Origin of the sequence: Cupriavidus sp. H19C3, assembly GCF_049393815.1 — a bacterium.
Taxonomy (GTDB): domain Bacteria; phylum Pseudomonadota; class Gammaproteobacteria; order Burkholderiales; family Burkholderiaceae; genus Cupriavidus.
Map to the genome: position 1 here is coordinate 2,492,520 of NZ_CP184985.1, position 25,406 is coordinate 2,517,925.

The window sequence follows — 25,406 nt, forward strand, 5'->3', positions numbered from 1 at the left end:
TGGCATATCGTGATGAGCCCGCCGCCGGCATGGCCGTTGTCGGGCCCCAGGAGCCACCATGATAAGAGAACTGCCCGCCATGTCGTCGCTGTCGTCCATGGTTTCGCTGTCGTCACGGTTCGACGCCATGCGCACCGCGTCGCGGCAGGACCAGTACCCGGCCTGGGCCATCCGCGCCGACCGGCTGCGGCGCCTGCGCGAGCTCGTGCGGGTCAATCGCCCGGCAATCGCCGCGGCCATCCATGCGGATTTCTGCAACCGTCCCGCACAGGAAACCGCGCTGCTCGAGGTCTTTCCCAGTCTGGCCGCCATCGATGACGCGCTGCGGCACGGCAAGCGCTGGATGCGCGTGCGGCGCGCGCGCACGGGACTGTGGTTCCTGCCCGGCCGCTCGCGGCTGATGCCGCAGCCGCTCGGCGTGATCGGCATCGTGGTGCCATGGAACTATCCGCTCTATCTCGCCATCGGCCCGCTCGCGGGCGCGCTGGCCGCGGGCAATCGGGCGATGGTGAAGCTGTCCGAGTACACGCCGCGTTTTGCCGCGCTGTTTGCCACGCTGGTCGACCGCGCATTTGCCGCCGACGAGGTCACGGTGGTGACCGGCGACGCCGAGGTCGCGCGCCAGTTCAGCGGACTGCCGTTCGACCATCTGTTGTTTACGGGCTCGACCGCGGTCGGTCATGAAGTGATGCGCAGCGCCGCCAACCATCTGACGCCGGTCACGCTGGAACTGGGCGGCAAGTCACCCGCCATCATCGGGCCGCATGCCGATTTCGAACATGCGGTGGAACGCATCCTCTTCGGCAAGCTGATCAACGCCGGCCAGACCTGCATCGCACCCGACTACGTACTGGTGCCGGCGGCCCAGCGCGAGCGCTTTGCGCAGGTGGCGGCACGCTGTGTGGCGCAGAGCTATCCGGCGCTGGCGCGCGACGATGGGAGGGGCGAGGGCCAGGGAGACTTCACCAGTATCGTCAGTCCGCGGCATTTTGCGCGGCTGGTGTCGATGGTCGAAGCGGCGCAGGCGGCCGGCGCGCGCAGCGTGGCGCTGTCGGCCGCGCTGCCCGATGCCGAGACCCGCCGTTTTCCGCCCGTGCTGCTGTTCGACGTGCCGGCGGACACCATGGCCATGCGCGAGGAGATTTTCGGCCCGGTACTGCCGGTGATCGGCTATGCATCGATCGAGGAGGTCATCGCGTTCGTCAATGCCCGCCCGCGGCCGCTGGCGCTATACGTATTCGACCGCGAGCGCCGCGTGATCGACGCCATCACGCAACAGACGGTGGCGGGCGGCGTGACCGTGAACGATACGCTCTATCACGTGGCGCAGGACGACCTGCCCTTTGGCGGCGTGGGCGCAAGCGGCATGGGTGCCTATCATGGCAAGGCCGGCTTCGAGACGTTCTCCAAGCTCAAGCCGTTGTTCCTGCAGGCCCGCCTCAATGGCGCCGGCCTGCTCAAGCCGCCTTACGGCAAGCGCTTCGAGGCCATGGTGAAACTGCTGATCCGCTAGTTCGTCGCCGGTTCGTCGCCAGTTCGTCGCCAGCTCAGCCCGCCAGCATCGGCCGCCCGAGCATGCGCGACAGCACCGCCTCGGGCGAATGGGTATGGTCGCCGATGGCCTGCGGATCGAGGTAGATGGTCTGTTCCATCATGGCCTTGCCGCGCATGGCGGCGTGCAGCAGCTGGTCGCTGAACACGATCCAGGTGGCGCCGGGCGGGAAGTGGAATTCCTGCTGCGGCACCGACTTCTGGTAGTCGAGATCGGCCTTGGCCAGATCGTGCAATTGCAGCATGCGATGGTCGTACTCGGAGCGGCGGCGCTTGGTGATGTGCAACTGCTCCATCAGCCAGGCCTGGCCCGGCCACATGCCGCGCGTTTTGGGCACGAAGCGCGCGGCAAAGTCGGCAAACGGCTCGCCCACGCGCCACACCCGCGGTGCCTGTGGATCGATGTTGTGAAACACGCGCAGCAGGCGCTTGCCCAGCATCGGATTGGACGGAAACGAATCGACGTGCAGGCGCGTATCGTCCTTGCGCCAGCTGACCGGCCGGCCTGCGATCTCGCTCGGGCGCAGCGAAGTGCCCGCGCGCACCATGTGCGGCACGTATTCGGGAAACAGCGCGCGGATCAGCGACTCGCAGCTCTCGGCATAGCGCCGGATCAGCGCGTGGATGTCGGCAAGGTCCTGCTCGCTACCCTGCGCGCCGCGCACCGCGGCCTCGTTCGCACGCAGGTTGATGTTCTTGGACTTGCCGTCGGACCAGCGGCTGTCGAGGAAGCGCTCCTCGCCGGGCTGGAAGTGGAAGTGCAGGTTGGGGAAATACAGGACCGCCCCCTGCTCGAGTTCGCGGCGCAGCGCGGCGCGCGTCTCGGCGGAAACATCGGGCGCCCAGTCGGTATAGGGCTGGGTACGGATCAGGTCCAGGCCGGCCGCGACGGGAGTCGCGGTGGCCGGACGCTGGTGCAGGGATTCAGGCGTGGCAACAGTCATGGCGGACTCGATGGCAACGATGTGCCGCGATTCTACTCCGCGGCGCATCCTTACCCCACCCGCACCGGCCGCCGATCCCTGACCATGGCCGTGGTACCCGCCCGTGGTGCATGCGCGTGGCACCTGGCCATGGCGGGGGGCGGTGCCTCTCGCCCGCGCATGCACGCCGGGCGGGGGGTCGCGCCGGGACCGGGCCTTACAGGCCGGCCGCCGCGCGCAGGGCAGCTGCCTTGTCCGTGGCTTCCCACGAGAATTCCGGCTCCTCGCGGCCAAAGTGGCCGTAGGCGGCGGTCTTCTGATAGATCGGACGCAGCAGGTCGAGCATCTGCACGATGCCCTTCGGACGCAGGTCGAAGTGCTCCTGCACCAGCTCGGCGATCTTCTCGTCCGAGATCTTGCCGGTGCCTTCCGTGTACACGGTCACGTTGATCGGACGGGCCACGCCGATCGCGTAGCTCACCTGCACCTGGCACTGGCGCGCCAGGCCCGCGGCCACCACGTTCTTGGCCACGTAACGCGCGGCGTAGGCGGCCGAACGGTCCACCTTCGACGGGTCCTTGCCCGAGAACGCGCCGCCACCGTGCGGCGAAGCGCCGCCGTACGTGTCGACGATGATCTTGCGGCCGGTCAGGCCGCAATCGCCCTGCGGGCCGCCGATCACGAAGCGACCGGTCGGGTTGACCAGGTACTTGGTGTCCTTGAGCATATCGGCCGGCAGCACCGGCTTGATGATCTCTTCGATCACGGCTTCGCAGATCTGCGCCTGGGTGATGTCCGGATGGTGCTGGGTCGACAGCACGACGGTGTCCACGCTATGCGGACGGCCGTCAACGTAGCGCACCGTGACCTGCGACTTGGCGTCCGGGCGCAGCCAGGGCAGGCGGCCGTCGCGGCGCAGCTGCGACTGGCGCTCGACCAGGCGGTGCGAATAGTAGATCGGGAACGGCATCAGTTCGGGCGTCTCGTCGCACGCATAGCCGAACATCAGGCCCTGGTCGCCGGCACCCTGGTTCAGGTAGTCGTCCGACGCACGGTCGACGCCCTGGGCGATGTCGGGGGATTGCTTGTCGTAGGCGACCAGCACCGCGCAGCCCTTGTAGTCGATACCGTAGTCGGTATTGTCGTAGCCGATGCGCTTGATGGTGTCGCGGGCGACCTGGATGTAGTCGACGTTGGCCGTCGTGGTGATCTCGCCGGCCAGCACCACCAGACCGGTGTTGCACAGCGTCTCGGCCGCCACGCGGGCGTACTTGTCCTGCGCCAGGATGGCGTCGAGGACGGCGTCCGAGATCTGGTCGGCGACTTTATCGGGATGGCCTTCGGAAACGGATTCCGAGGTGAACAGGAAGTCGTTTGCCACGAGTATGTTTCTCCAGGTTGGCAGGTTGGCTATTGCGTGCCACCCTGAGAAACGGTGCGGCGACGCTTTAGCGGTATTTTTCTGGCCACGGGATCGTTGCTGCCGGATCCTGGGCATCGCCCCGCAAGTTGTCAGTTAACTCGGCGATAGGCGGTATTATACGCGCCTGCTGGCGGCCATGCAGCGCGTCAAAATGTCGAACTGCGCGGTGGCACGGCCGCTAATCCCTGAATTGCCCCGTTTTTTGCGCAAGCGGTTCCCGGCCCGTCCGGGCGGCCGCGGTCCGACCGCGGCGCGGCTTGCCTACAGCTATTGTCCCTCTCGGCGTCATGACTTTTCTTTTCTGGCTGATTTCACGCTTGCCCCTGCGCGCGCTCCATGCGCTGGGGGGCCTCCTGGGATTGCTGGTGGCGCGCCTGCCTGGCCGCTATGGCCGCCGGCTGGTCGAGAACTTCCGCCATGCGTATCCCGACGCGAGTGACGCCCTTATCGACGAGGCCGCACGCGCGACCGGCCGCATGATCCTCGAGATGCCCTACTTCTGGAGCCGCAAGACCCTCCGCGTGCCGTTGCACGGTTTCAACGACCACCTGTGGCCGGAGCTGGCCAGGCTGGAGGCGCGCGGCAAGGGCGTGATCGTGCTGACGCCGCACCTCGGCTGCTTCGAGGTCCTGCCCCAGTCCTTCGCCCTGCAGCGCCCGGTGACCGCGCTGTTCAAGCCGCCGCACCAGCCGTGGCTGCGCGAGTTCGTCGAGCGCATGCGCACCCGCCCCAACTTGACGATGGCGCCCGCCAACCCGCGCGGCGTGCGCATGCTGGCCAAGGCGTTGCGGCGCGGCGAGGCGGCCGGCATCCTGCCCGACCAGGTCCCGAGCGGCGGCGAAGGCACCTGGGCACCGTTCTACGGCAAGCCCGCGTACACCATGACGCTGGTGCAGCGCCTGCAGCAGATGAGCGGCGCGCCCATCGTGATGGTGGCCGCCGAGCGCCTGCCGCGCGGCGCCGGCTACCGTGGCCATCTGCGCGTGCTGTGCGACGGCGGCATGCTGCCCGACGATCCGTCCGCGGCCGCCGCCATCGTCAATGCGACCATCGAGGACCTGATCTCGGTGGCGCCCACGCAATACCTGTGGGGCTACAACCGCTACAAGACCCCGGCCGGCGCCGGCCAGCCGGACGCGGCGGTGACGCCCGCCACCTCCACCACGCATTCATGAGTCGCATCCTTACCTGGCTGGGCATTGCCTTCCTGACCGCGCTCGGCAAGCTGCCGTATCCGCTCGTGGCCCGTTTCGGCGAGGCGCTCGGCGGCCTGCTCTACCGCCTGCCGCACGGCCGCCGGCGCGTGATCGAGGCCAACCTGCGCCTGTGCTTCCCCGAGAAGAGCGACGCGGAAATCATGGCGATGTCGCGCGCGACCTTCCGCCATATCATCCGCAGTTTTGCCGAGCGCGGCATCTTCTGGACCGGCAGCGAGGCACAGATGCGCCGCTGGGTGCAGATCGACGACCAGGCCGACCTGCCCTCGCTCGACGGCACGCCCCATATCCTCGTGACCATGCATCTGTCCGGGGTGGAAGCGGGCGCGATCCGGCTGACCATCCACCTGCGCGATCATGTCGGCCGCTCGGGCGCCTCGCTGTACACGAAGCAGAAGAACGCGCTGTTCGACGACTTCCTCAAGCACGCGCGCGGCCGCTTTGGCGCCAACATGATCTCGCGCAACGACAGCGCGCGCGAAATCCTGCGCAGCCTCAAGAAGGGCGAGGCGCTGCAGCTGATCGCCGACATGGACTTCGGCGAGCGCGATTCCGAATTCGTGCCGTTCTTCGGCGTGGAGGCGCTGACGCTGACCTCGGTATCGCGGCTGGCGCGCCTGACCGGCGCCAAGGTGGTGCCGATCTACTGCGAGATGCTGCCCGACTACCAGGGCTACGTGCTGCATATCCTGCCGCCGTGGGAGAACTATCCCGGCGCCAGCGTGACCGACGACACGCGCCGCATGAACGCGTTCTTCGAGGAAGCGATTCGCCCGCGCATCACCGAGTATTACTGGGTGCACAAGCGCTTCAAGCACCGCCCGCCCGGCGAGCCGGAAATCTACTAAGCGTTTACAATCGCCCGCATGAAACTCCAGTTCACCAAGATGCACGGCGCCGGCAACGACTTCGTCGTGCTCGACGGCATTCACCAGCGGCTCGACCTGACCGAAGCCCAGTGGCGCGCGCTCGCCAGCCGGCATTTCGGCGTGGGCGCGGACCAGATCCTGATCGTCGAGAAGTCGGACCGCGACGACGTCGATTTCCGCTACCGCATCTTCAATGCCGACGGCGGCGAAGTCGAGCATTGCGGCAACGGCGCCCGCTGCTTTGTCCGCTTTGTCACCGACAAGGGCATGACCGACAAGCGCTCGGTGCGCGTCGAGGTGATGAACGGCGTGATCACGCTCACGCTGCAGGACGATGGCCAGGTCACCGTCGACATGGGCGCGCCCGAACTGGAACCCGCGCGCGTGCCGTTTATCGCCGACGGCGTGCCCACGCGCACGGAAGGCAGCGACACGCTGTTCGGACTCGAGATCAACGGCCGTACCGCATGGATGTCGGTGGTCTCGATGGGCAATCCGCACGCGGTCCAGGTGGTCGACGACGTCGAGTGCTTTCCGGTGCTGCAGGACGGTCCCGTGATCGAGCATCACCAGACCTTTCCCAAGCGGGTCAATGCCGGCTTCCTGCAGATCGACGATCGCCACACGGTGCACCTGCGCGTCTTCGAGCGCGGCGCGGGCGAGACGCTGGCGTGCGGCACGGGCGCCTGCGCGGCCGTGGTGGCCGGCATCCGGCGCGGCCTGCTCGACTCCCCGGTGCAGGTGCACACCCATGGCGGCGTGCTGACCATCGCCTGGGATGGCGTGGACCAGCCCGTGCGCATGACCGGCCCGGCCACGACCGTCTTCGAAGGAACCATTGACCTCGCCGCCCTGCCGGCGTGACCATAGGGGCACGGCGCCCGCAGCCGTTCAGAACCGGGGCGCCGCCTGAATGGAGCGCCTTATGTCGCTGGACGATTTCCGTATCACTTCGGGCAAGCATTTTCGCCTTGCCGACTTTACCCCCGATGCCAAGCCGTTTTCGCTTGGCAGCAAGAGCGCCGACGACAACCGGCTGACCGAGCTCAGTACCTGGCTCGACGCCCAGCAGGACATCTTCTACGCCCAGCACAACCGCAAGCTGCTCGTGGTCCTGCAAGGCATGGACACCAGCGGCAAGGACGGCACCGTGCGCGGCGTCTTCCGCAGCTTCGACCCGCTTGGCATCCGTGTGGTCAGTTTCAAGTCGCCGACCAGCGAGGAACTCGCGCGCGACTACCTGTGGCGCGTGCATGCGCAGGTGCCGCGGCTTGGCGAGATCGCCGTCTTCAACCGCAGCCATTACGAGGAAGTGCTGATCACGCGCGTGCACGGCTGGATCGACGAGGCGGAATGCGAACGGCGCTACAAGCAGATTCGTGCCTTTGAGACGCTGCTGACGGAGACCGGCACCACCCTGGTCAAATGCTTCCTGCATATCTCCAAGGACGAACAGAAGTCGCGCCTGGAAGCGCGCATCGCCGACCCGCAGAAACACTGGAAATTCGATCCGCGCGACCTTGAGGAGCGCCAGTACTGGAAGTCGTACCAGACCGCGTACGAGGCCGCGATCGCGGCCACCAGTACGCCGGAATGCCCGTGGTACATCGTGCCGGCGGATTCCAAGGTGCATCGCAACGTGATGGTCGCGGAGATCCTGGCCGAGGTGTTCAAGCAGTTGCGGCCCGAATACCCACCGCCCAAACCCGAGCTGGCCAGGCTCAAGGTGGAGTGACCGCGATGCCGGACGGGGCCCGCGCGGGACCCCTCCGCGCTTACTCGTGGCTGTCGCCGCGATGCACGTCGTGCGTCACGAACGGCCGGTCCGGTCCCGGCATGGCGAGCCACTTCGGATGCTGCAGCGTCTCGCGGATATCCTCGAGCCCACTGGACCAGTGCTCGTGCATGGTCAACGCGCCAAACTGGTAATCCTTGGAGCTGCCCTCGAACGACTTGTCGCGATAGATGAGCTGGATCACGTTGCGGCGCGCATCGCACGCGTGGTCGGCGGCGCGCTGGTAGGCAGGGTCGCCCCGTTTTGACGGCGGCACCAGCGCCAACACTTCGCTCAGCATGCGGCGGTAGATCTGCTGCTCGCGCATGTAGTCGGTGATGGTGCGCGTGCGGCTCGAATACTGGATGTCCTTCTGACGCTCCGCCACATCGAGCAGGCTGTGCGGCAGCTTGCCGCGCGCGCTCCACAGGTCCACCTGGAAGATCAGCGCATCGCGGCGCGGCTGCGCCGTCAGCACTTCCTGCAGCGGCGTGTTGGAGACCAGACCGCCATCCCAGTAGAACTCGCCCTCGATCTCGACGGCCGGAAAGCCAGGTGGCAATGCGCCCGAGGCCATGAAATGCTCGGGCTCCAGGCGCGTGCGCGTATTGTCGAAGTACGCAAAGTTGCCGGTGCGCACGTTCACCGCGCCCACCGATACCCGCATCTCGTGCGGACGGTTGATGCGGTCAAAGTCGGCAAAGCGCTCCAGCGTGGCCTTGAGCGGCGAGGTGTCGTAGTAGCTCGCGTTGCCGGTGTCGACGTAGCGGCCCCAAAGGTCCATCACCGAACGTGGCGAGAAGAAACCGCGCTGGCCCTCGACCAGCGCGCGTGCCGCGTTGACGCTGTCGAACCAGATACGCATCGGCTCGGGCCAGGTCGGCGCGGCTTCGGTGAGGAAGTCGAGCGGCAGACCCGGCAGCCACGGCTGCTGGCAGATGTAGTCCCAGAACGCGCGCAACTGGGCAACCCGGGTCTCGGGCGGGTTACCGGCGATAACGGCCGCATTGAGCGCGCCGATCGAGATGCCGGCGATCCAGTTCGGGTGAATGCCGCCCTCCGCCAGGCCCTGATACACGCCGGCCTGATACGCACCGAGCGCGCCGCCCCCCTGCAGCACCAGCGCGCGCACCGCATAGGCCTCGTGCGCGGGGCCGCCGTTCGGCATCGCCTCGGGCGCGCAGTGCTCGGGCGCCAGCCCGTCGGCGGCGCGCGCGGCCTTGCGGGCAGTCCTGGCGGGTTGTTTACCGGATGTGGTCGACGTGGGGGAGTGGGCGGGCCGGACGGTCTTGCGCGGCGCGCGCGCTACCGGCTCGGCGCTGGCCCGTCCGCGCTTCGCGCGAGCCGGCGTGGCCGGCGAGGCGGAGTCCTGCGGGGCCGGTCCCTGTTCGCCAAGCTCTCGCTCGACGGCCTGTACTACCTGTTGCTGCCGCTTGTCCGCCACGCCCTGCTCCTCGTGTGTCAAAACCCTGCCCCCGGCCGCGCAGCCGGGCGGCAACCATCAGACCCGGCCGCTGCCGGCGGCCGGCACCTCAGACGCCATATTGCGCACGGTACGCCGCCACCGCCTCGCGGTGAGTAGCCAGCGCGGGGTCGTTCGAGGCATCGAGATACGCCAGCAGATCCGTGAGGCTGGCGATCGCGATCACCGGGACCCCGTATTCGCGCTGTACGTCCTGTACCGCCGAGTGCGTGCCGATATGGTCGGCGGTGCCGCTCTTCTCCATGCGATCGAGCGCGATCAGCACCGCCGCCGGCTCGGCGCCCGCGGCTCGGATCATCTGCATCGATTCGCGCACCGAGGTGCCGGCCGAGATCACGTCGTCGACGATCACCACCTTGCCCTGCAGCTTTGCCCCCACCAGCGTGCCGCCTTCGCCGTGATCCTTGGCTTCCTTACGGTTGTACGCAAAGCCGACGTCGCGGCCCATGCCGGCAAGCGCCACCGCGGTGGCCGAGGCCAGCGTGATGCCCTTGTAGGCGGGACCGAACAGCATGTCGAACCGCACGCCCGAGGCCAGCAGGGTTTTCGCATAGAATTGCGCCACCTGACCGAGCATCGCGCCCTGGTTGAACAGCCCGGCATTGAAGAAATACGGCGACTTGCGGCCCGCCTTGGTCACGAATTCGCCAAATGACAGGACGCCCGCGTCCAGCGCGAAGCGGATAAAGGTCTGGCTGAGGTCATCCGGCGTGGTCTGCTGCGTCATCTTTTTTCTCTGAATACAAAAATTTCCCGAGATGTTACGGATTATCAGCGCCAACCTCAACGGCATCCGGTCTGCCTCGAAGAAAGGCTTTTTCGACTGGATGGGCAAGCAGGACGCGGACATGGTCTGCGTGCAGGAGCTCAAGGCCCAGGAAGCCGACATGACCGAAGCCTTCCTCGCGCCACATGGGTACCACGGCTTCTTCCACTATGCGCAGAAGAAAGGCTACAGCGGCGTGGGCCTCTATACGCGCCACCAGCCGGACCGCGTCATCACGGGCTTTGGCAACAGCGAGTTCGATAGTGAAGGCCGTTACGTCGAGGTGCAGTATCCGCACCTCGCAGTCATTTCCGTCTACGTGCCATCGGGCTCCAGTTCAGAGGAGCGGCAGGCGGCCAAGTTCCGCTTCATGGAAGCCTTTCTGCCTCACCTGCTGCAGCTCAAGGCAAGCGGGCGCGAAATCGTGCTGTGCGGCGATGTGAACATCGCGCACAAGGAAATCGATATCAAGAACTGGAAAGGCAACCTCAAGAACTCGGGCTTCCTGCCCGAGGAACGGGCCTGGATCGGCGCGCTGTTCGACAGTCACGGCTATGTCGATGTGTTCCGCCAGCTCGATCCGCGTCCCGAGCAGTACACGTGGTGGAGCAATCGCGGCCAGGCCTACGCCAAGAACGTCGGCTGGCGCATCGACTATCACCTGGCGACCGCCAGGCTGGCGGCCACGGCCAAGGCCTGCGCGATCTACAGGGACGAGAAATTCAGCGACCACGCGCCGCTGTCGATCGACTACGATTTCCCGCTGTAAGCGGGGCGGCGTCCCGGCGCACGCCCGGGCGCGACGGGTCCCGACGACCGTGACCGGTCACCAGACCGACACGCAGGTTTCCTGCGACCGGGGGGCATCCCCGCTACAATTCAGTGTCTGCGTCGCATGCGAGGCAGACATTTCGCATTTTTCAGAGTGAGTCCGCCATGGTTTTCAAAGTGTTCGTCGACGGTCAGGAAGGCACCACCGGTCTCCGGCTGCTGGACTATCTTTCGGGTCGCTCCGATGTGGAGCTGTTGCGCATTGCCGATGACAAGCGCAAGGATCCGCAGGAACGGGCACGCTTCCTGAACGCCGCGGACGTGGCCTTCCTGTGCCTGCCAGACGTGGCCTCGCGCGAGGCGGTGTCGCTGGTGACCAATCCGGACACGTGCGTGATCGACGCCAGCACCGCCTTCCGCACCGCCGACAACTGGGCCTATGGCCTGCCCGAGCTCACGCGTGGCCAGCGCGAGAAGGTGCGCGCGAGCAAGCGTATCGCGGTGCCGGGCTGCCACGCCAGCGCCTTTATCCTGGCGGTGCGTCCGCTGGTCGAAGCCGGTCTGATGCCGGCCACCTATCCGCTCACGGCGTTCTCGCTGACGGGCTACAGCGGCGGCGGCAAGAAGATGATCGCCGAGTTCGAGGCCGGCGGTAACCCCAGGCTCGACAGCCCGCGCCCGTACGCGCTCGCGCTGGAACACAAGCATCTGCCCGAAATGCGCGTGCAGGCCGGCTTGTCGCAGGCGCCGATCTTCAACCCGATCGTCGGCAACTTCTTCAAGGGCCTCGCGGTGACGGTACCGGTGTTCCCGGCCATGCTGTCGCGCCAGGCCGATGCCGAGGCGATTCTGGAGATCTATCGCAAGCACTACGAGGGCGAGCAGTTCGTGCGCGTGCATCCGTATAACAGCGATGCCAATCTCGATGGCGGCTTTTTCGACGTGCAGGCGAGCAACGACACCAATCGCGTCGACCTGTTCGTGTTCGGCAATGCCGAACGCCTGAACCTGGTGGCGCGCCTCGACAATCTCGGCAAGGGCGCGGCCGGCGCGGCCGTGCAATGCATGAACGTGCATGTGGGCGCCGACGAGGCCACGGGTCTGGTCGCCTGAGGCCGGCGCGGCCCAGCGCGGCATACCAAAAAAAACGCCGGATTCGTCCGGCGTTTTTCATTGGCGATCTGCCGCCACCAGCGGCCCTCGCCCGCGTCAGCCAGGCACCTTCACCAGCACCGCCTTGAGCGCCACGCCCATATACACGACGCCCTTCGCGCACACGTAGGTGGTCTCGCTCGCGGTCTCGTCATCCTTCCAGTTGCTGCGGATCTGGACCACCGCGTTGCGGCCTTCGCGGCTGGCGGTCTGCTGGAATTCCTGCAGCGCCTGTGCGAACAGCGTGCTGCACATCTCCTCGTCACTCTTGCGCGCCTCGCGGTCGACCGGGCGGCGCATGCGCTTGACCACCTTGACGAGGTGAGCCTCCTGCGCACCCTGCGGCTTGTCGAAGCCGAACGAGAGCGGAATCTTGGGATCGATGCGCTCCCTGGCGGCGTCCGAGGCCAGCGCCTTGTCGATCGGCATCGTCAGGCGATCGTCGGCGGCCAGGGCCGGCCCGCTGCGCAGCAGGCCAGCCGCGGCCAGCACGGCGCCGCACAGCGTGACAACCAGCGCGGCCCGCGCGCCTGGCAGGCGCGTCATCACGGCATTCTCGGTCATGGAACTCTCCTTGCGGTACGTTATGTTCGTTACTTTTTCTTCGCCTTGAGCGGGTGCATGCGGTCCTCGTCGCCTTCGTCGACCGGCGCATCGCCGAGGTTGGCCATGTTGGCCTGGTGCGGCGGCAGCATTTCCATCGGCATGTTCATCGAGGCCGCATAGAGCAGCAGGGCCTCCTTCATGTGCTTGTCGAGCACCGCGATCCGGCTGCGGCCCGACGGATGGGTGGACAACATCTCCTCGGCGGGATCGAGCATGGTGCCCATCTTGCGCCAGAGCGTGATCGAGGCACGCGGGTCGAAGCCGGCGCGCGAGGCCATGTCGAGGCCGATCAGGTCCGCCTCGGTTTCTTCCAGCCGCGAGAAGCGCAGCGTGATCAGGTGCGCGTTGTGGCCGATATCCATATTGCCGAGATTGCCGAAACCGGTCAGCTGCGACATCACGTTGGCGCCAAGATTGGTGATCTCGGCCTGCGCCGCGCGCTGGCGCGCGTGCTCCTCCAGCGCGTGGGCAATCTCGTGGCCCATGACCATCGCGATCTCGTCGTCGGATAGCTTCAGTTTGTCGATCAGGCCCGAGTAGAACGCGACCTTGCCGCCGGGCATGCAGAACGCATTGATCTGGTCGGCATGGATCAGGTTGATTTCCCATGCCCAGTTGGCGGTGGCCGGATTCCAGCGCGTGGTCTCGGGCAGCAGGCGCTTGCCGATGGCACGCAGGCGCTGCAGCTGCGGATCGTGGTCCGGCGCCAGCGCACGATGGGCGATCGCTTCCTGTTTGATCTGCTCGTACTCGCGCGCGGCCTGCCGGTCGATCATCTCCATCGGCACGATCTCGCGAATGCGCGACTTGCGCAACTCGACCGTCACGCCACCATCGACCGACACGACCGTGGTGGTCGAGCCCGGCGCCGAGGTTTCGGTCGAGGGCGGGGCCGACTGCGACATCGAGCGCGGGATCAGTGGGGCGAGCGGAGACGCGGCGCCGGGCGGCGCCACGTCCTGGTTGCTGATCTGCCCGGACGGCTGTACCGGCGGCTGGGCCGCCAGCGGCGGCGCAAACATGGCGGCAGCGAGCACCCACATGCGCCATGGACGGACCCGCGGGTGCGGGCGTCCATGCAGCGCTCCATCGCGGCGCCGGTGCGGGCGCCGCGATGAGGACGAAACGGGATGCGACGGGGGCGGTTGCGACGAAGGCGCATTTCCGCGGGCGAGGACGGTCACGGCGAGCGATCCGGTGAGAAATGGGGGTGACGCGAAGACGTGATGCAATAATACACGGCAGCCTCGCACCGCCCGCACCCGGCCATGACGTTTCAAGCCTATCTCGATATCTTCCGCAACCGCCGCATCGGCGCCATGCTCACGCTGGGCTTTGCCTCGGGCCTGCCGCTCGCGCTCACCTCGGGCACGCTGCAGGCCTGGATGACCGTGGAGGGACTCGACATCAAGACGATCGCGTTCTTTTCGCTGGTGGGCCAGGCGTATATCTTCAAGTTCCTGTGGGCGCCGCTGATGGACCGCTTCACGCCGCCCATGCTTGGCCGGCGGCGCGGCTGGCTGCTGCTGACGCAGCTCGGCCTGGTCGGCGGCATTGCCGGCATGGCCTTCTGCCCGCCGCACGAGGCGCTGTGGATGCTGGCCGCGCTGGCCACGCTGGTGGCGTTCCTGTCCGCGTCGCAGGACATCGTGTTCGACGCGTACAGCACCGACGTGCTGCGCACGTCCGAACGCGGCGCGGGCGCGGCGGTGAAGGTGCTGGGCTATCGGCTGGCGATGCTGGTATCGGGCGGCCTGGCCCTGTACCTGGCCGACCGCGTGCTCGGCTGGCCGCAGATGTACCTGCTGATGGCCGCGCTGATGGGCGTGGGCCTGCTCACGCTGCCCTGGGCGCCCGAACCCGATACGCCGGCACGGGCACCGCGCACCATGGAGGATGCGATCGTGGGGCCGCTGCGCGACTTCTTTTCGCGCAAGGGCGCATGGTGGCTGCTGCTGCTGATCGTGCTGTACAAGCTTGGCGACGCCTTCGCGGGCAGCCTCTCCACCACGTTCCTGATCCGGGGCCTCGGTTTCGATCCTGGCCAGGTCGGCATCGTCAACAAGACGCTCGGCCTGGCGGCGACCATCGTTGGCGCGCTGTTCGGCGGCTCGCTGATGGTGCGGCTCGGGCTCTATCGCTCGCTGATGGTGTTCGGCGTGCTGCAGGCGGTGTCCAATTTCGGCTACTGGATCCTGGCGGTGACACCGCCGCACCTGTGGACCATGGGCGCCACCATCGCCGTGGAAAACCTGTGCGGCGGCATGGGCACGGCTGCGTTCGTGGCGCTGCTGATGACGCTGTGCAACCGCTCGTTCTCGGCGACGCAGTATGCCCTGCTGTCGGCGCTGGCCTCGATCGGGCGCGTCTATGTGGGGCCCACCTCGGGCTATATGGTGGAAGCGTGGGGCTGGGCGCCGTTCTATCTCTCCACCGTGGTGGCGGCGATCCCGGGCGTGGCGTTGCTATGGGCGATGCGCGGCACGGTCGACCGCTACGAGGCGCAGGCGCGCGAGCCGGCCGAGGACGCCGTGGCGCGGCCGGCGTGAGGTGGCTACCTGAAGTGGCTACCTGAAGTGGCTGCCTGAGGTACCCACCTGAAGTGGCCTCCCGAGGTGGCTACCTGGGGTGACCTCCCGAGGTGGCTACCCGAGCCGGTTTCCCTGCGCCGGCCTGCCCCCGGGGCCCGGACTCCGGGCCGGACCCAGGCCTGTGTCCGGCACCGCCCGTCCCGCTTATTCCTTGTAGTAGACGATCTGGTGCGAGCTCGCGAGCAGCACTCCGTCCGCGCGCCAGATCTGCGCGCTCTGGTCGAAGAACCCCTGCGTGAACACCTGCGCCTGCGCGTTGCCCAGCACGTGCCCATCGCCGATGACGGCCAGCGTGTCGGCATCGGCATGGAAATAGGTGGTCAGCGACACGGTGCCGGCCGGCACAAAGCCGGCGCGGCGCAGGTAGATACGCGGGTAGAACGCATCGCACCACGCCGCGATGGCGGCGTAATCGGGGGCGCGGCGCGGTTCGTCGCGGATCCAGAAGCGGGTCACGCTATCGGGATGCTCGGCGCCGGGCGCGGCGGTCGGCTTGGCGCCACGCACGGCGCGCATGTCGTACGCACTCAGCCAGCGCACCGGCGCAAACCCACCCATGGACGGCAGGGTCTCCGGCGCGGGCGCGTCCGGCATGACCGCTTCCGGCGCGTTCCAGGTATCGCGCCGCACCGCAAAGACGGCACTGCCGGTGGTCGTGGTGGCGCCGTTCTGGCGCAGCGTCAGTTGCCAGTGCTGGGTGGAGCGATTGGTGCGCGCGGGCCGCGCCTCGATCTCGAACGGACCCTCGGCAATCGGACCGGCAAAGTTGACGGTCAGCGCGATCGGGTCGCCAAGCCGCTCGGGATGCTGCAACACGGCCTGCAGCAGGCACGCCGCGGTGACCCCGCCGAACGGGCCGATCATGTTCCAGTACTCGGGCGTGGTGCGGCCGGCAAACCGATGCTCGCCCAGAGGCTCGAGCTGCAGCGCATCGTCCAGCGGATGGGGCGCCCGCGCGTCGCGGGCTGCAGTGGCGTGGATATCAGGGGCTTGGGACATAAAAAAGCACGCTCGTTCGATATCGTACGACGATAGGCGCATCGTCCCGATTCGTCAATCGGGACCGGTCCCCTGGCCGCGGGCGCCTGTCGGCGACGCCGCTGGCGTCGTTACTCCGACCGCACGCGCATCGCGCACTTGCCGCGCGCACTCACATCGCGCAAACCCGATAGACCGCCAGGCTGCCGCGCCAGTTGACGCCCCAGTTGACCGTCACGCCCTCGTGCATGACCACGCGATCGAGCACGCGCAGGCCGACCTTGGGCGCGAGCGCCTCGAAATCGCTGATGGTCAGCACGCGCACGTTGGGCGTGTTGTACCACTGGTATGGCAGCGATTCCGACACCGGCATGCGGCCACGGAAGACCGAGATGCGATGCGGCCAGTAGCCGAAATTTGGAAACGACACGATGCATTCGCGGCCCACCCGCAGCGTATCGCGCAGGACCTGCGCGGTGTTGTGGATGGTCTGCAGCGTCTGCGACAGGATGACCGTATCGAAGCTATGGTCCTCGAACAGCGCAAGCCCGCCTTCGAGGTTCTGCTGGATGACATGCACGCCCTTCTGCGCACAGGCCAGCACGCCCTCGTCGCGAATCTCGATGCCATAGGCCTGCACGCCAAGCTCGTCCTGCAGCACGCGCAGCAGGCTGCCGTCGCCGCAGCCGGCGTCGAGCACGGTGGAATTCGGCTCGACCCAGCGCGCGATGGCGCGGAAGTCGGGGCGCAGCGCGAGCACGTCGGGATGGGATGCGGCATTCATGCGCCAATCTCCTCGGCAACGCGGTCGTAGTACGCACGCATCAGATTGTGATAGCGGGGATCGTCGAGCAGGAATGCATCGTGGCCATGCGGCGCGTCGATTTCCGCGTACGACACCGGCCGCTTGTTGTCGAGCAGCGCCTTGACCAGCTCGCGGCTGCGGCTCGGCGCAAAGCGCCAGTCGGTGGTGAAGCTCGCCACCAGGAAGCTGGCCTGCGTGCCCGCCATCGCGCGCGTGAGGTCGCCGCCGAACGCGAGCGCCGGATCGAAGTAGTCGAGCGCGCGCGTGATCAGCAGGTACGTGTTGGCGTCGAAATACTCCGCAAACTTGTCGCCCTGGTAGCGCAGGTAGCTTTCCACCTGGAACTCGACGTCGAACGAGAAGCGGATGTCCTCGCTCTTGAGCGAACGACCGAATTTCTCCGCCATGTCCTCGTCGGACAGGTAGGTGATATGGCCGATCATGCGCGCCACGCGCAGCCCGCGCTTGGGCTTGACCTGGTGCGCGTAGTAGTTGCCGCCGTGGAAATCGGGATCCGACAGGATCGCGCTGCGCGCCACCTCGTTGAAGGCGATGTTCTGCGCCGACAGCTTGGGCGTGGACGCCACCACGATGCAATGGCGCAGCCGCTGCGGATACATCAGGCTCCACGCCAGCGCCTGCATGCCGCCGAGGCTGCCGCCCATCACCGCGGCAAACTGCGCGATGCCGAAGGCGTCGGCCACGCGCGCCTGCGCATTGACCCAGTCTTCCACCGTCACCACCGGAAAGAGCGCGCCATAGGGCGTGCCGGTGGCCGGATTGGGACTCATCGGTCCGGTCGAGCCAAAGCAGGAGCCGAGGTTGTTGACGCCGATCACGAAGAACCGGTCGGTATCGAGCGGCTTGCCGGGACCTACCATGTTGTCCCACCAGCCCACGTCACGTGGGTTGTCCGCATACACGCCGGCCACGTGGTGCGAAGCGTTGAGGGCGTGGCACACGAGCACGGCATTGGTACGATCCGCGTTGAGCGTGCCGTAGGTCTCGACCATGAGGTCGTAGCCGGCAATCTGGCTGCCGTTGCGCAGCGACAGCGGCTCGGCGAAATGCATGCGCTGCGGCGTGACGATGCCGACCGAATCGGTCGGGACCTCGAGCACGGCAGGCGGGGGAGCAACATCGGTCATGGAACGGGCCCGTCTGTGAACAGGCATGAAAAAACCCGACTGGCGATGCGTCATTGCAACGCGGCCAAATCGGGCTGATGCGGAGTTCCGCGCGCCGATGCCTGCCATGGACTTCCATGTTCGCGAGGCACCGACCAACCTCTTTAGCCGCATTTATATTGGCAGCGTCGAACCCGACCCGAGGACATTCCGTGGGGACATTCCACAGGGAAATTCCCGGTCAGGACTTCACTGCCGCGCGCCCGCAAGCCAGTCTTCAAATCGGCGCGACGCGGCCATTATAGTGCAACTCGCGAATGTGCTGTGGGGGGCGGTGCCCCCAACGCGGTGACGTGCGTGGGACTCAGCCCAGCAGCACGCGCAGCTGACCGTCGATGTATTCGCCCGGCAGCTTGCGGAAGCCGCTCTTCGCGTAGCGATGCCAGTGGCCCTGCACCGACGCCATCACCAGCGCGGCACGCACCGGGATATCGGCGTCGGCCGGGAACGCGGCCTGCGTCACCGCCACCTTGAGGCACTGCCGCAGCGAGGCCTCGATGCGGTCGACCACCTGGTTGATGCGCTCCTGCAGCCGCTCGTGCTCGCCCACGAGCGCTTCGCCGGTCAGCACGCGCGTCATGCCCGGATTCTTCTCGGCAAACGACAACAGCATGCGCACGATCGCCTGCGCCTGGCGCAAGCCGTGTTCTTCCTGCATCGTGATCTGGTTGATCAGGCCAAACACGCTCTGCTCGATAAACGCGATCAGGCCCTCGAACATCTGCGCCTTGCTGGCGAAGTGCCGATACAGCGCCGCCTCGGACACCGACAGTCGCGCGGCCAGTGCCGCAGTGGTGATCTTTTCCCCGCGCGGATGTTCGAGCATGCCGGCGAGCGTCTGCAGGATCTGGATACGGCGCTCGCCCGGGCGCGGCCGCTTGCGTGGAGACGTCCCGTCCGTCCCCGCTTCCGGTTCGGCGAGGCCAGCCCCCCCGTCGGAGCCTGCCGCGGGAGCCCCCGCGTGTTGTGCGATGGTTTGATTCATGACCCGATTCCCATGGATTGTTTTATGAGTTGATCCAACGATTGTACTTTTATGTTCACATATCCGGGTCGATTCACCACCCGGGCGCGTACCCGGGGCGCCGAATCGGGCTGAGACTGTGGCGCGCGGACATCGGTCGCGGCCGTGCTCCGCGCCGGGTCGGTCCCAGGGTCGGTCCCAGGGTCGGTCCCAGGGTCGGTCCCAGGGTCGGTCCCAGGGTCGGTCCCGGGGGTAGTCCCCGGGGTAGTCCCGGGGGTAGTCCCGGCAGCGGTCACCGCCTCCCCCCGCACGGGGGGCACCTGGTTCTCGGCGGCGACCAGCACGACCGAGCGCTCCTGCGCCGCGTGGCCCGCGTGGCGGCGGTCTTCCGCCGCCAGCGTCGAGCGCGTGGCCGCATCGGCCCCGGCGCCGCTTGCCGGGTGCGGGCGCGACGGCGCCAGCGTGCGCAGATGGCCAGTCAGCCAGGCGGTCCGGATGCCGGTGCCCGCGTAGTACTTGAGATGCGACACGGTGTCCTCCACCAGCACCGCCCGGTGCGCCGGCACCTTCGCCCGCGCCAGCAGCCGGCGCAGCATGCGCCGGTCCGGCTTGGGCCGCAGATGGCCGTGCACCCACATGTCCTCGATGGCGATCACGCGCTCGAACAGCCGGTCGATGCCGGCAATCGCCATGACCGCGCGCGCGTAGGCGCGCGGCGCGTTGGTGACGAGGATCTTGCGGCCCGGCAGCCGTCGCAGGTGCGCCGCGAGCCCGCGCTGCACGCGCACCATGTCGGCCAGTTGCGGAAAGTCGTGCGCGGCGCGCAGGAAGTCGTCGGGATCCACGCCATGATGCCGGATCATACCCAGCAACGTCGCCCCATACCGTTGCCAATAATCAACACGCACCCGGCTGGCGGTGTCGAGATCGGTATCGAGCACCTCCGCCACATAGGCGGTCATCTGCCGGTTGATGGCCGGAAAGATCGCGTGGGAAGCATCGTGCAGCGTGTTGTCGAGATCGAACAGCCACACCGTGGCGCCGCCGAGATTGCCGGCGGGACGTCGCACGATGCGCCGGGCCAGGCGCGGACCGCTGGCCGGCGTGCGCAGCTGGCTGCGCCGCGCGGTGGGCAAAATGGGATGTCGTTGCTGCACGCCGGCGGAAGGAAGAAGGACTGCGAGGAGAGAACGGGAGCGGCGATGGGCAGGCGGCCGGGCGAGGTATGCGCGGCCGCACCGCTCCCGTGGGCGGGCTCAGTGCGAGCGGATCAGCGTGCCGAACGCCTGTTCGGTCAGGATTTCCAGCAGCAACGAATGCTCGATGCGCCCGTCGATGATGTGGACGGAATTGACGCCGCTCTTGGCCGCGTCCAACGCCGACGAGATCTTCGGCAGCATGCCGCCCGAGATGGTGCCATCGGCGAACAGTTCCTCGATCTCGCGCGCGGACAGGTCGGTCAGCAGGTTGCCCTTCTTGTCCATCACACCCGGGATATTGGTCATCATGACCAGCTTTTCGGCCTTGAGGATCTCGGCCATCTTGCCGGCCACCACATCGGCGTTGATGTTGTAGGCCTGGCCGTCGTCGGAGAAGCCGATCGGCGAGATCACCGGGATGAACGCGTCGTCCTGCAGCGCGCGCACCACGGCCGGGTTGATCGCCTCGATGTCGCCCACAAAGCCGATATCGAGGAAGGCGCCGGGATTCTCGCGGTCCGGCATCTGCAGGCGGCGTGCGCGGATCAGGCCGCCGTCCTTGCCGGTCAGGCCCACGGCCTGGCCGCCGTACTGGTTGATCAGCATCACGATGTCCTGCTGGACCTCGCCGCCGAGCACCCACTCGACCACTTCCATGGTTTCCTCGTCGGTCACGCGCATGCCCTGCACGAAGGTGCCAACCTTGCCGATCTTGCGCAGCGCGTCGTCGATCTGCGGGCCGCCGCCGTGTACCACGACCGGGTTCATGCCCACCAGCTTCAACAGGATCACGTCGCGTGCAAAGCCGTGCTTGAGCTTCTCCTCGGTCATCGCATTGCCGCCGTACTTGACGACGATGGTCTTGCCGTGGAATTTGCGGATATAGGGCAATGCCTCGGCCAGGATTTCCGCTTTCAGCGCGGGGGCGATGGCGGCAATCGAGGTAGTGGCGGGCCCGGGATGATCGTCGGTCATGGCTGGAGGACTTCCGTGTGATTCAACAGGTATCAACAGGTATGATGGCAAAACCGCCGCGGCCCGGACAGGGCAGCGGCGGCCGTGGCAGGCGCCGATTTTAAAGCAAGATCAGTTTTGCAGACCAGCACGACCATGCAGAGGTGATGCCATGACCGATCCCGCGCAACAAGCAGATGATCAAGCGGATGAACCGGCCGATGGAGCGCGGGCTCGTCGCGCCGAACGCTGCAGCCGCTGCGGCGCCGCCTTCGTGTGCGGCTACGTGGCCGGCCTGACCGAATGCTGGTGCGCGCAGCAGCCGTTTCTGCCCGCCAGCGAGATCGAGCCGGACCAGCATTGCCTGTGTCCCGACTGCCTGCGCGAGCGGCGCACAGGCCACGCCTGAGATCCCCGTGCGGGCCAAGTCCGCACCCATCGCTGGAAAATTTCCCCGACGAATGTCAAAATCAAAAAGTTCTTAATCGACATTCATCCGATGAATAGCCTGCGTGGAATCGACCTGAATCTGCTGGTGGTGCTGGAGGCCCTGCTGGCGGAGCGCCATATCTCGCGCGCGGCGCTGCGGCTGCAACTGAGCCAGCCGGCGGTCAGCCATTCGCTCGGACGGCTGCGCCAGTTGCTCGACGATCCGCTGCTGGTGCGTGGCCAGGGCGGCCTGGTGCTGACGCCGCGCGCCCACGAACTGGCCGGGCCGCTGGCGGAAGCGCTGGCGCAGGTGCGCATCCTGCTCGGACCGAGCGGATTCCAGCCCTCCACCGCGCGCCGTACCTTCCGCCTGGCGATGTCCGACTACGGCGCGCTGACGCTCCTGCCCCAGTTGCTGCGCGCATTGCGCAAGGCGGCGCCCAATATCGACCTGGCGGTGTCGCAGGGCAGCCGCGAGTCGATGACCGCGCAGGTGGCGGACGGCGAGGTCGACCTCGCCATCGGCGTGTTCCCGTACCGGCCCGAGGGCGTGCGCGAGACCGAGCTGTTCGACGATGGCTATGCGTGCGTGGTCGATGCCGCCACCGTGCGCGACAGCGGGCGGCTCGACCAGGTGGCGTACCTGGCGCGCTCGCATGTGCTGGTGGCGAGCCCGAGCGAGCGGTCCGATGCGATCGATGCGGCGGTGGCGAAGCTGGGCGGCCGCCGCAAGATAGCCTGCACGGTGCCGCACTGGAGCGTGGGGACGGCGCTGATCGGCGGCACCAACCTGGTTCTCACCACGGCGCGCCGTACGCTGGCCGCGATCGAGGGCGATGCCCGCTTTGCGATCTTTGCGCCGCCGTTCGGCGTGCCCGATTTCACCTGCGCGATGCTGTGGCACGACCGCGCCGAGGCCGACCCCGGCCATACCTGGCTGCGCGAGCGCGTGGTGCAGGCCGCGCGCGCGGCGGAGCCCGCCACGGAAGCGCCGATCAGCCTGCGCGGCTGACGCGCGTGCCGCCTGGAGCTGCGGGGCGCCCCCGCGCGCGCGGATCAGTGCTTGTGGTCGGCCGGTGCCGGCGCGGCCCCGGCCGGCGCGGTCAGGCTGCGCACTTCGGCGGTGACCCGCTGCTCGGTGACCTTGCCGCCCTGCTCGATCTTGAGCACCAGCGGCACCTTGTCGCCGGGCTTGAGCTGCGACTTGAGGTCGAGCAGCATCACGTGATAGCCGCCTGGCTTGAGGTCGACGTTCTGCATGGCCGGCAGATCCACCGACTGCACCGGCCGCATGCGCATCACGTTGTTTTCCATCTTCATCTCGTGGATCTCGGCCGTGCCGACCGGCGACGACACGCCCAGCAGTTTGCCGGGGCTATGCGCATGCAGCGTCATGAACGCACCGGAGGCGGTCTGCGTGGGCACGGTGCCACGCACCCATGCGTTGCTGACGTCGACTTGCGCAAGCGCAGCACCGCTGGCCAGGGCGGCAACCAGGGCCAGGGCGGAAATCGAGGCGGTCCGACGGGCCGCGCGGCGGTAAGCTTGCATCTTCAGGGTCTCTCCAGGGAAAGCACACATTAGACCATGGGGCGTCGCGCCAGAATGCGGCACGGTGTCGCACGCGAGGGCCAATGAGACCGCCGTGGCGACGACATTGCTACACTCGCGGCATTCCGTCCCCGCTGCCCGCAGCGATCCTGCCACTGTCCGTGCTGCCCGCTCTCTTCGGTCCTCTCTTCGATGCCCACCCGGCCTCATCCATCGCCGCGCCCGGCGCGGTGCCGGAGCGTCACGGCCTGGTCAGCCTGCGGCGGCTGTCGCGGCTGCGCTGGGCACTGCTGGCCGGCCAGGCGCTGCTGCTGGTGTCGTGCGAGGTGGTGGCCGGCATCATCCTGCCGTACCAGCCGTTGCTGCTGCTGTTCGCGCTGCAGGCGCTGTTCAACCTGATCACCGCCTACCGCCTGCGCAAACTCTCCGCGCGCAACGCCATGCCGGCCGATGGCGAACTGATGGCGCAGATGATGGTCGACCTCACGGCGCTTTCGGCAATCCTGTTCTACACCGGTGGCGCCACCAACCCGTTCGTCTCGTTCTACCTGCCAGGCCTGGCGATCGCCGCGGCGATCCTGCCGTGGCGGATGGTGGCCGCGCTCGCGCTCTATGCGCTGGCCTGCTATTCGCTGCTGCTGCTCGAGTACGTGCCGTTGCACCTGCATAACCCCGATAACGCCGTCAACTACCACCTGGCGGGCATGTGGCTCAATTTCGTCGCCAGCGCCGTGATGATCGCGTTCTTCGTGGCGCGGCTATCGGGCGTGCTGCGCCAGCGCGATGCCGAGCTGAACCAGGCACGCGAGCAGTTGCTGCGCGAGGCGCGCGTGGAGGCGCTCAACAACCAGGCGGCGGCCGTTGCGCACGAAATCGGCACCCCGCTGGCCACGCTCGCGGTCATCGTGGGCGAGCTGCGCGCCGATGCCGCCGACGGTGGCGAGGGCGCCGGCGGACGCGGTACCACCGCGATTGCCGACTACCTGCCCGACCTGCGCACGATGGAGCAGCAGCTCGAACTGTGTCGCTCGATCCTGGCTCGCCTGCGCGAGGATCACGCCACGCTGGCACCGGAACGCATCGATACCTGGCTGGCCGCGTTTGCCGAGCGCTGGCAGTTGCGCCACCCGCAGGCCAGCCTGCGGGCGGTGGCCAGCCCGGAGGCGGGTGCGCAGGCGGTCGAGGCGGCGCGCGTGGGCCAGATCCTGACCATCCTGCTCGACAACGCCGCACGCAGCCAGCAGGTGCCCGGCAACGCGATGCCGCCGCCCGCGCCGTTGCGCCTGGAAGTGACCCTCGCGCAAGACCAGGGCGTGCCCCTGCTGTCGTGCCGCGTGATGGATCGCGGCAGCGGCATTCCGCCCGCCTTGCGCGCGCGGCTCGGCGAGGCGCCGGTCGCAAGCCGCCACGGCGGGCAAGGCATCGGCCTGTATCTTGCACAGAGCGCCGCACGCCAGCTCGGCGGCGCGCTGGCCTGGCACGACCATCCCGGCGGTGGCACCGTGGCCGAGCTGCGCCTGCCGCTGGCCAACGTAGGCACGCCCGCGCCCGAACCTCTCTCCCGACCCGCCTGACACGCCGAACCGCCATGACCGACGCTCCGATCATTACCCCCGCCGCGCCTCCCGCCGGCACGCCGTTTCTTGTGATCGACGACGATGAAGTCTTTGCCGGCACGCTGTCGCGCGCGCTTACGCGGCGCGGTTATGCGGTACAGGTTGCGCATAACAGTGCCGACGCGCTGGCGCTGGCGACCCGTACGGCGTTTGCTTACGTCACGCTCGACCTGCACCTCGGCCCGCCGCCCGACGCCGGCGGCACGGCGGCCGCCGAGTCCGGACTGCACCTGGTGGCGCCATTGCGCACGGCGCTGCCCGATGCGCGCATCCTGGTGCTGACCGGCTATGCGAGCATCGCCACCGCGGTGGCGGCGGTCAAGCAAGGGGCGGACGAGTATCTGGCCAAGCCGGCCAATGTGGATTCGATTCTGACCGCGCTGATGGCGGGCGTGTCGGAAGACGCCGCCGAGGCGGCGCTGGAAGAGCCGGTGCCGCTCTCGGTGGCACGGCTCGAATGGGAGCATATCCAGCGCGTGCTCACCGAGCACGGTGGCAATATCTCGGCCACCGCGCGCGCGCTCAACATGCACCGGCGCACGCTGCAGCGCAAGCTCGGCAAGCGGCCGGTCTCGCGCTGAGGGCAGGGAGGGCCGC

General features: G+C 67.5%; 25 protein-coding genes. 12 read left to right on the top strand and 13 right to left on the bottom strand.

Features of this window, described 5'->3' with window-relative positions; translation table 11 throughout:
* Nucleotides 1-58: 58 nt before the first annotated feature.
* Nucleotides 59-1,513, top strand: a complete 1,455-nt coding sequence (locus DFLDMN_RS11550; RefSeq protein WP_423195101.1) for a coniferyl aldehyde dehydrogenase — start codon at nt 59-61, stop codon at nt 1,511-1,513.
* A gap of 34 nt (nt 1,514-1,547) precedes the next feature.
* On the opposite strand, the gene DFLDMN_RS11555 is transcribed toward DFLDMN_RS11550, so the two are convergent.
* On the bottom strand, nt 1,548-2,495 hold the full coding sequence (locus tag DFLDMN_RS11555) for a Kdo hydroxylase family protein (protein ID WP_423195102.1): 948 nt from the start codon (nt 2,493-2,495) through the stop codon (nt 1,548-1,550).
* A 196-nt stretch (nt 2,496-2,691) separates the two neighbouring features.
* The gene (gene metK, locus DFLDMN_RS11560) at nt 2,692-3,855 is read right to left on the bottom strand and encodes a methionine adenosyltransferase (protein WP_423195103.1); all 1,164 of its coding nucleotides are present in this window, start codon (nt 3,853-3,855) and stop codon (nt 2,692-2,694) included.
* Nucleotides 3,856-4,184: 329 nt separating this feature from the next.
* Between metK and DFLDMN_RS11565 the strand changes: the two genes are divergently transcribed.
* From DFLDMN_RS11565 to DFLDMN_RS11580, 4 genes are all read left to right on the top strand, one after another.
* Nucleotides 4,185-5,072 carry a lysophospholipid acyltransferase family protein gene (locus DFLDMN_RS11565; RefSeq protein ID WP_423195104.1) on the top strand — a complete coding sequence of 296 codons (888 nt, stop codon included), beginning with the start codon at nt 4,185-4,187 and terminating at the stop codon, nt 5,070-5,072.
* Nucleotides 5,069-5,962 carry a lipid A biosynthesis lauroyl acyltransferase gene (locus DFLDMN_RS11570; RefSeq protein ID WP_423195105.1) on the top strand — a complete coding sequence of 298 codons (894 nt, stop codon included), beginning with the start codon at nt 5,069-5,071 and terminating at the stop codon, nt 5,960-5,962. The genes DFLDMN_RS11565 and DFLDMN_RS11570 overlap by 4 nt, the downstream gene beginning before the upstream one ends.
* Before the next feature lie 18 nt (nt 5,963-5,980).
* Complete coding sequence (gene dapF / locus DFLDMN_RS11575) at nt 5,981-6,847, top strand: diaminopimelate epimerase (protein ID WP_423195106.1); 867 nt, start codon at nt 5,981-5,983, stop codon at nt 6,845-6,847.
* 61 nt (nt 6,848-6,908) lie between these two features.
* Entirely contained in the window at nt 6,909-7,718 is an 810-nt protein-coding gene (locus DFLDMN_RS11580) for a polyphosphate kinase 2 family protein (protein WP_423195107.1), read from the top strand.
* Between the two features lie 40 nt (nt 7,719-7,758).
* Here the strand turns inward: DFLDMN_RS11580 and DFLDMN_RS11585 are convergent, their stop codons facing one another.
* Both DFLDMN_RS11585 and pyrE read right to left on the bottom strand, forming a co-directional pair.
* Nucleotides 7,759-9,201 carry a DUF3734 domain-containing protein gene (locus tag DFLDMN_RS11585; protein WP_423195108.1) on the bottom strand — a complete coding sequence of 481 codons (1,443 nt, stop codon included), beginning with the start codon at nt 9,199-9,201 and terminating at the stop codon, nt 7,759-7,761.
* 88 nt (nt 9,202-9,289) lie between these two features.
* Nucleotides 9,290-9,967, bottom strand: a complete 678-nt coding sequence (gene pyrE, locus DFLDMN_RS11590; protein WP_423195109.1) for an orotate phosphoribosyltransferase — start codon at nt 9,965-9,967, stop codon at nt 9,290-9,292.
* A gap of 31 nt (nt 9,968-9,998) precedes the next feature.
* Between pyrE and DFLDMN_RS11595 the strand changes: the two genes are divergently transcribed.
* Nucleotides 9,999-10,775: an exodeoxyribonuclease III gene (locus DFLDMN_RS11595; RefSeq protein ID WP_423195110.1), complete on the top strand. Its 777-nt coding sequence runs from the start codon at nt 9,999-10,001 to the stop codon at nt 10,773-10,775.
* Between the two features lie 167 nt (nt 10,776-10,942).
* A complete protein-coding gene (gene argC, locus DFLDMN_RS11600) occupies nt 10,943-11,890 on the top strand; it encodes an N-acetyl-gamma-glutamyl-phosphate reductase (RefSeq protein WP_423195111.1) in 948 nt (315 codons plus the stop codon).
* Between the two features lie 96 nt (nt 11,891-11,986).
* Here the strand turns inward: argC and DFLDMN_RS11605 are convergent, their stop codons facing one another.
* Both DFLDMN_RS11605 and DFLDMN_RS11610 read right to left on the bottom strand, forming a co-directional pair.
* Nucleotides 11,987-12,493, bottom strand: a complete 507-nt coding sequence (locus tag DFLDMN_RS11605; protein ID WP_423195112.1) for an excinuclease ATPase — start codon at nt 12,491-12,493, stop codon at nt 11,987-11,989.
* Between the two features lie 29 nt (nt 12,494-12,522).
* Entirely contained in the window at nt 12,523-13,578 is a 1,056-nt protein-coding gene (locus tag DFLDMN_RS11610) for a M48 family metalloprotease (RefSeq protein ID WP_423195113.1), read from the bottom strand.
* 225 nt (nt 13,579-13,803) lie between these two features.
* Between DFLDMN_RS11610 and DFLDMN_RS11615 the strand changes: the two genes are divergently transcribed.
* Nucleotides 13,804-15,084 (top strand): muropeptide transporter, encoded by a 1,281-nt coding sequence (locus DFLDMN_RS11615; protein ID WP_423195114.1) that lies wholly within the window; start codon nt 13,804-13,806, stop codon nt 15,082-15,084.
* A 186-nt stretch (nt 15,085-15,270) separates the two neighbouring features.
* Here the strand turns inward: DFLDMN_RS11615 and DFLDMN_RS11620 are convergent, their stop codons facing one another.
* From DFLDMN_RS11620 to argB, 6 genes are all read right to left on the bottom strand, one after another.
* On the bottom strand, nt 15,271-16,125 hold the full coding sequence (locus DFLDMN_RS11620; protein ID WP_423195115.1) for an acyl-CoA thioesterase: 855 nt from the start codon (nt 16,123-16,125) through the stop codon (nt 15,271-15,273).
* Nucleotides 16,126-16,276: 151 nt separating this feature from the next.
* Complete coding sequence (metW, locus tag DFLDMN_RS11625) at nt 16,277-16,888, bottom strand: methionine biosynthesis protein MetW (protein WP_423195116.1); 612 nt, start codon at nt 16,886-16,888, stop codon at nt 16,277-16,279.
* Nucleotides 16,885-18,057: a homoserine O-succinyltransferase MetX gene (gene metX, locus DFLDMN_RS11630; RefSeq protein ID WP_423195117.1), complete on the bottom strand. Its 1,173-nt coding sequence runs from the start codon at nt 18,055-18,057 to the stop codon at nt 16,885-16,887. Before metX ends, metW begins: the two co-directional genes overlap by 4 nt.
* A gap of 343 nt (nt 18,058-18,400) precedes the next feature.
* Nucleotides 18,401-19,081: a nucleoid occlusion factor SlmA gene (slmA, locus tag DFLDMN_RS11635; protein WP_423195118.1), complete on the bottom strand. Its 681-nt coding sequence runs from the start codon at nt 19,079-19,081 to the stop codon at nt 18,401-18,403.
* Nucleotides 19,078-20,172, bottom strand: coding sequence for a pyrimidine 5'-nucleotidase (locus DFLDMN_RS11640; RefSeq protein ID WP_423198387.1), 1,095 nt, complete (start codon nt 20,170-20,172; stop codon nt 19,078-19,080). The genes slmA and DFLDMN_RS11640 overlap by 4 nt, the downstream gene beginning before the upstream one ends.
* A gap of 144 nt (nt 20,173-20,316) precedes the next feature.
* On the bottom strand, nt 20,317-21,234 hold the full coding sequence (gene argB, locus DFLDMN_RS11645) for an acetylglutamate kinase (RefSeq protein WP_423195119.1): 918 nt from the start codon (nt 21,232-21,234) through the stop codon (nt 20,317-20,319).
* 151 nt (nt 21,235-21,385) lie between these two features.
* Here argB and DFLDMN_RS11650 point away from each other — a divergent pair, with 151 nt between their 5' ends.
* Both DFLDMN_RS11650 and DFLDMN_RS11655 read left to right on the top strand, forming a co-directional pair.
* On the top strand, nt 21,386-21,622 hold the full coding sequence (locus DFLDMN_RS11650; RefSeq protein ID WP_423195120.1) for a cysteine-rich CWC family protein: 237 nt from the start codon (nt 21,386-21,388) through the stop codon (nt 21,620-21,622).
* A gap of 90 nt (nt 21,623-21,712) precedes the next feature.
* Nucleotides 21,713-22,654, top strand: coding sequence for a LysR family transcriptional regulator (locus tag DFLDMN_RS11655; RefSeq protein WP_423195121.1), 942 nt, complete (start codon nt 21,713-21,715; stop codon nt 22,652-22,654).
* A 44-nt stretch (nt 22,655-22,698) separates the two neighbouring features.
* Here DFLDMN_RS11655 and DFLDMN_RS11660 read toward each other — a convergent pair whose 3' ends face one another.
* Nucleotides 22,699-23,193 carry a copper chaperone PCu(A)C gene (locus DFLDMN_RS11660; RefSeq protein WP_423195122.1) on the bottom strand — a complete coding sequence of 165 codons (495 nt, stop codon included), beginning with the start codon at nt 23,191-23,193 and terminating at the stop codon, nt 22,699-22,701.
* A 212-nt stretch (nt 23,194-23,405) separates the two neighbouring features.
* On the opposite strand from DFLDMN_RS11660, the gene DFLDMN_RS11665 reads away from it, so the two are divergent.
* A complete protein-coding gene (locus DFLDMN_RS11665; protein WP_423198388.1) occupies nt 23,406-24,767 on the top strand; it encodes a sensor histidine kinase in 1,362 nt (453 codons plus the stop codon).
* A 14-nt stretch (nt 24,768-24,781) separates the two neighbouring features.
* On the top strand, nt 24,782-25,390 hold the full coding sequence (locus tag DFLDMN_RS11670) for a response regulator transcription factor (protein ID WP_423195123.1): 609 nt from the start codon (nt 24,782-24,784) through the stop codon (nt 25,388-25,390).
* The last annotated feature ends 16 nt before the right edge of the window (nt 25,391-25,406 follow it).